Here is a 4,802-nt window from a genome sequence, read left to right on the forward strand (position 1 = left end):
AAGTCCAATGGGCTTTTCGGCAGCGCGCCGCTGAGGGAAACCTCAGCGGCTCTTTTCGCATGCACGCAATTCCGCCCTCACTGCATACAATGAAACGGGAGGTGGAATATGGAAAATCCGATCGTTTGGGCACTGATCGCGACGCTTGGGACGTGGGCCGTGACGGCCGCCGGCGCGGCGACGGTGTTCCTGTTCCGCAGGCCGTCGCCGGAGGCAATGAACCGCATGCTGGGCTTCTCGGCAGGCGTCATGATCGCGGCGAGCTTCTGGTCCCTGCTGCAGCCCGCCATTGCCCGCGCGGCAGAGCAGGACGGCCTGCCGCCATGGCTCGTCGCCACACTGGGCTTTTTGCTGGGAGCCGTCTTCCTCTGGGCATCTGACCGCGTGGTCACAAGGGCCAGCAGCAGACCGGGGCGGGGAAGCGGGACGAATCATGTCGTTCTCCTTATCCTCGCGATCACACTGCACAATATCCCGGAGGGGCTGGCTGTCGGCGTGGCCTTTGGGGCACTCCAGCGCGGCGCGTCGCCGGAGGCGGTCATGGGTGCAGTCAGCATTGCATTCGGCATCGGCCTGCAGAATTTTCCGGAGGGAGCGGCCGTCTCCATGCCGCTGCGGCGTGAGGGCGCGGGGCGGCTGCGCAGCTTCCTGCTCGGGCAGGCCTCTGGGCTGGTTGAACCGGTCGCGGGCGTGCTGGGTGCATTGCTCGTCGGCTCCGTTGAGGCGATCCTGCCCTATGCGCTTGCCTTTGCGGCGGGCGCGATGATTCTTGTGGCCGTCCATGAGCTGATCCCGGAATGTCAGCGCAACCGCGAGGCGCGCCCCTACACAGCCACGATGGGCATTGTGGCTGGATTTGCGATCATGATGCTGCTGGATGTCGCCTTGGGGTGATTTGCAAGCTTTTCCGGGGAAATAGCGGCGCGTTCCGTCATCCTCCCCGGAAAACCGCGATTTCCGTTGACTTCCGCTGCGTGGGGAAGTATAATAAACACGTATAACTTCCGATTGGAGACATTGCGTATGAAGAAAGCCCTGATCCTGCTGGTTGTGCTCGTGCTGCTGGCCGGACTTCTCTTTGGATTGTATCATTTCCTTTGGACGGCGGATAATTTTGCGGCGCTCGGAGAGAAGGCCATGAAGAGCGGCAACTATGCCCGCGCGGTTGACCGCTATACGACGGCCGTCTCGCTTGCGCCGGACAATGTGGACTATGTGCTGGCGCTTGCGGATGCCTGCCTGGCTGACGGCAGCTACACGCGCGCGGAGCGCACGCTTGTGGAAGCCATCCGCACGGCCCCCTCGGAGCAGCTCTACCGCCGCCTGAGCGCAACCTATGTGGCGCAGGACAAGCTGCTTGATGCCCAGCAGATGCTCGACAGCATCACGGACCCGGCCATTCGCGCCTCGTTGGAGGCGGCCCGCCCGGCAGCCCCAGCACTGACGCCGGATGGCGGCGAATTCTCGGATTATATCACGGTCTCGGTCTCTGCACCGACCGGCACCGTCTATGTATCCGTGACGGAGCAGTACCCCTCGACGGCGGACGCGCCCTATGCTGAGCCGATCGCCCTTCCGGCAGGCTCCACGCATGTTTCCGCCATTGCCGTCAGCGACGACGGGCTTGTCAGCCCGCTCACGGAGGCGGACTATCTGATCGTCGGCGTCGTCGAGGAGGTCACGTTCACGGACAGCGCCTTTGAGCAGTATGTGCGAGACCTTATTCTCAAGCCGTCGCCGTCCGTCATCTACACGAGCGACCTGTGGGCCGTGACGGAGTTCGTCATGCCGGAGGAGGTCGCGGATTTCTCGGACCTGCATTACTTCACGGGCCTGCACAGCCTGACGATCCACAACGGTATGTTTGACGACTATACCTTCCTGATGGAGATGCCGTATCTTGAGAAGCTGGACCTCTCCGGCTCCCTTGTCTCGGCACAGACGCTCGAATATATCGGCACGCTGACCGACCTGTCCGATCTGAACCTCAGCGGCTGCGGCCTTTCGAACATCGTGGCGCTCTCCGGCGCGAAGGCAATGGAGCACCTCGACCTGTCCGATAACAGCATCTCCAACATCGGCGCGCTCTCCAACTACAGCGGCCTGAAGACGGTAGACCTGTCCCGCAATGCCATCACGGCGATCGATGCGCTGGACGGCCTGACGAAGCTCACGGCGCTCGACCTTTCAGAGAATGACATCACGAGCGTGTCTGCCTTGGCCAAGTGTACGGAGATGACGGAACTGAAACTTGCCAGCAACCGCATCACGAGCGTCGCGCCGCTGTCAGGCATGCGCGCCCTGACGAAGCTGGATCTTTCGAAAAACGCCCTGACGGACGTCTCCGGCCTCGGCTCGTGCCTGCAGCTTACAGAGCTGCGCCTCTCGGACAACCAGCTCGAGAATGTCGACAGTGCGGCCTCGCTCGTGAACCTGACATACCTTGACATGAGCCACAATCTCGTCAAGGAGCTGCCGCCGTTTACGGAGACGTGCCGGCTGCAGCAGTTCTACGGTTCCTATAACCAGCTTTCCGATATCAGCGGCCTCGCCGGCCTGCCGGAGCTGAATTATGTGGATGTGGATTACAACACCGACATCACGGATATCGAGTGCCTGAAGGCCTGCCAGAACCTCGTGCAGGTCAACGCATTCGGCACGAAGATCACGCATGTGACGGAGCTGTCCGACATGGGTGTTGTGGTCTATTGGGACCCGACCTCCACGATTGCCGGATAAGAACAAATGCCTCGCTGCATTCGCAGCGAGGCATTTGTTTTTCAGACGGTTGCCGGTTTCGCCGGGTTCCGGAATACTTTGCGGTATAGGTAGAAAAAGTAGACCATTTCGGCCCCGGCTGTCAGCGTCCAAGACACCGGATAGAGCAGGTAGAGTGAGGCAATGGTCCCGACGGAGGCGAAGATCGTGTAGACCCAGATCACGCGGAACACGCACGAGCCAAGCACGACGATGATCGTCGGCACAACACAGCGGCCAAGGCCGCGGGAGGCCGCGATAGTGCAGTCCATAAAGGCCGAGATGGCATAGGAGAAGCCCATGATGCACAGGCGGTGCATACCGGCGGCGGCGACCTCAGCCGAGTCCGTGAAGAGGGCGAGGAAGCCGCGGCCGAAGAACACAAGGCTCAGGCCGAGCACGGCGCCCGCCGCGAACGAGTAGCTGAGGCTGATCCAATAGGTCCTACGCACGCGGTCGCGGTTGCCCGCGCCGTAGTTCTGCCCGATGAAGCTGGCACAGGCTGTGTGGAAGGCAGCCATGACGTCGTAAATAAGGCCGTCTGCGTTGGCGGCGGCGGAGTTGCCTTCGACCATCAGGGCGTCGAAGCGGTTGACGCCTGCCTGAATGAACAGGTTGGCAACGGCGAAGATGGCGTTCTGCAGACCAGCGGAGCAGCACAGTGTCAGCAGGGGGGCGAGCTTGTCGCGGTGAAGGCGGATGCATTTCGGCCGGACTCCGTAGGCATCCTTCGTCCGGACGAGAGCAATGAGGATCAGGACGGACGACAGGTACTGCGTCAGGATACTGGCCAGTGCGACGCCGTCGGCGCTCATGCCGCAGACGATGACGAAGAAGAGATTCAGAGCGACGTTCAGAATGCCCGCGATGAGCAGATAAAGCAGGGGGCGGCGGGTATCGCCCGCAGCGCTCAGAACGGCATTGCCAAAGTTATAGAGCGCCATGGCGGGCATGCCGAGGAAATAGATGCGCAGGTAGATCGTCGCGCCGTCGATCAGCTCTTCCTTTGTGCTGAGCAGCTTCAGCAGAGGAACGGCCGTCAGCTCGCCGAGCAGCAGGAGCACCGCGCCGAAGATGAGGCTCAGGGCAAGGGCCGTATGGACGGTGCGCTGCGTCTCCTCGCGGCTGCCTGCGCCGAGAAAGCGCGCAACAAGGGCATTGATACCGCTGCCAAGGCCAATGAGAAAACCCGTAAACAGGGTAACGAGTGTTGCCGTAGACCCGACAGCACCGAGCGCGATCGGGCCGGAGAAACGGCCTACGACGGCGATGTCCGACATATTGAACAGGACCTGCAGAACATTCGACAGCATCAGCGGCAGGCTGAAGGCAAGGATCTGCTTCCCGAGCCGGCCATGCGTCAGGCTGCCGGCTGCTTTCGTTTCCATGGTATCTTCTCCAGTCGTCATAAAATGGGCTGCAGCAGATCGGATGACTGCTGCAGCGGTGTAGACACAATGAGTATATCACATACGCTCTGGGCGTGCAAGAGAGATTCGAAAAAATGTTCCTGCTTGACGAGACCGGCCGGTTCCTGTATACTAAATACGGAAAATCAGAAGAAGGAGTGCAGACTTTGGGAGAAAAGATCATTCACGGGATCCATAGATTTCTGGAGATTCTCGAGATCGTGCTGGCTGCCATCATTGTGCTGGTGCTCGTTGCGCTGATGGGCATCGAGATCTGGGAGCTTGCGCGCGATCCGTCCGTTTTTCTGGCGGAGGGCTTTCTCGATTCATTCCTGAGCAGCATCACGTCGCTTGTCGTGGCGGTGGAATTTGTAAAAATGCTGCTGCGGCCGACCGTCGGCAACACGCTGGAGCTGCTCATCATGGCGCTGTCGCGCTATGTGGTGCTGAACCATCATGAGCCCCTTTCCCTGGCCGTTGGCATTGCGGGCGTCGTGGCCCTGTTTGCAACGCGGCGCTTCCTGAGCGGCCGCCCGGAGGGCGGAAAGGACGATCGCATCAGCACAGAAATCGAGGAATAAACGCAGGAATCAAAACAAACGCGCAAAACGCCGCAGCACTTCGGTGCTGCGGCGT

General features: G+C 60.8%; 4 protein-coding genes. 3 read left to right on the forward strand and 1 reads right to left on the reverse strand.

Features of this window, described 5'->3' with window-relative positions:
• The first annotated feature begins 108 nt into the window (after positions 1-108).
• Together WMO66_RS01055 and WMO66_RS01060 are read left to right on the forward strand one after the other, a co-directional pair.
• On the forward strand, positions 109-894 hold the full coding sequence (locus WMO66_RS01055) for a ZIP family metal transporter (RefSeq protein ID WP_349134556.1): 786 nt from the start codon (positions 109-111) through the stop codon (positions 892-894).
• Between the two features lie 129 nt (positions 895-1,023).
• The gene (locus WMO66_RS01060) at positions 1,024-2,739 is read left to right on the forward strand and encodes a leucine-rich repeat domain-containing protein (protein WP_349134557.1); all 1,716 of its coding nucleotides are present in this window, start codon (positions 1,024-1,026) and stop codon (positions 2,737-2,739) included.
• A 41-nt stretch (positions 2,740-2,780) separates the two neighbouring features.
• Here the strand turns inward: WMO66_RS01060 and WMO66_RS01065 are convergent, their stop codons facing one another.
• Positions 2,781-4,145, reverse strand: a complete 1,365-nt coding sequence (locus tag WMO66_RS01065; protein WP_349134558.1) for an MATE family efflux transporter — start codon at positions 4,143-4,145, stop codon at positions 2,781-2,783.
• A 188-nt stretch (positions 4,146-4,333) separates the two neighbouring features.
• Here WMO66_RS01065 and WMO66_RS01070 point away from each other — a divergent pair, with 188 nt between their 5' ends.
• Positions 4,334-4,747: a hypothetical protein gene (locus WMO66_RS01070; RefSeq protein WP_349134559.1), complete on the forward strand. Its 414-nt coding sequence runs from the start codon at positions 4,334-4,336 to the stop codon at positions 4,745-4,747.
• Positions 4,748-4,802 lie beyond the last annotated feature (55 nt).

The sequence above is a fragment of the Faecousia intestinalis genome, assembly GCF_040096185.1.
GTDB lineage: Bacteria > Bacillota > Clostridia > Oscillospirales > Oscillospiraceae > JAZOXB01.

Excerpts from the sequence above, each read along its gene's own strand:
- WMO66_RS01060 (WP_349134557.1), top strand. The coding sequence starts at position 1,024 with ATGAAGAAAGCCCTGATCCTGCTGGTTGTGCTCGTGCTGCTGGCCGGA.
- WMO66_RS01065 (WP_349134558.1), bottom strand. The coding sequence starts at position 4,145 with ATGGAAACGAAAGCAGCCGGCAGCCTGACGCATGGCCGGCTCGGGAAG.
- WMO66_RS01055 (WP_349134556.1), top strand. The coding sequence starts at position 109 with ATGGAAAATCCGATCGTTTGGGCACTGATCGCGACGCTTGGGACGTGG.